Origin of the sequence: Vibrio sp. 10N.286.49.B3, assembly GCF_002873395.1 — a bacterium.
Classification (GTDB): Bacteria; Pseudomonadota; Gammaproteobacteria; order Enterobacterales; family Vibrionaceae; genus Vibrio.
Genome location: NZ_MCUV01000072.1, coordinates 1 through 348, shown reverse-complemented (window position 1 = coordinate 348; position 348 = coordinate 1). Strand labels below are relative to the sequence as shown.

The following is a 348-nucleotide window of genomic DNA, read 5'->3' as shown; positions in this document are numbered from 1 at the left end:
TCGGTTACAATTGATGTACTCGATAATGACACTGACGTCGATTTGAATGATGAAGCGACTAATTTCTCGCTAGTCAGTGCCGTCATTAGTAGCGTCGATAATGATAGCGGTGACATAAGAGGTCGAGTTCAAATCATCAATGACAAGGTTGTATTCGCAACTGACGGAGACTTTGAACACCTTAATGAAACAGAGAGTGCTGAGGTACTAATCACATATGTGATGGCAGATGCGTCTGGAGCAACTTCAACATCAACGGCGCTAGTAACGGTTACTGGAGTTAATGATACAGCAGAAATAACAGGGGTAAGTACCGCTGATCTTGTCGAAACCGATGCTGTTCTCACA

The 348-nt window shown here is 43.4% G+C and carries 1 protein-coding gene; it reads left to right on the top strand.

Annotated features, from left to right (window positions below; all coding sequences use genetic code 11):
- On the top strand, nucleotides 1-348 hold a 348-nt coding region (locus BCU68_RS16985; protein ID WP_157935207.1), incomplete at both ends, for a hypothetical protein.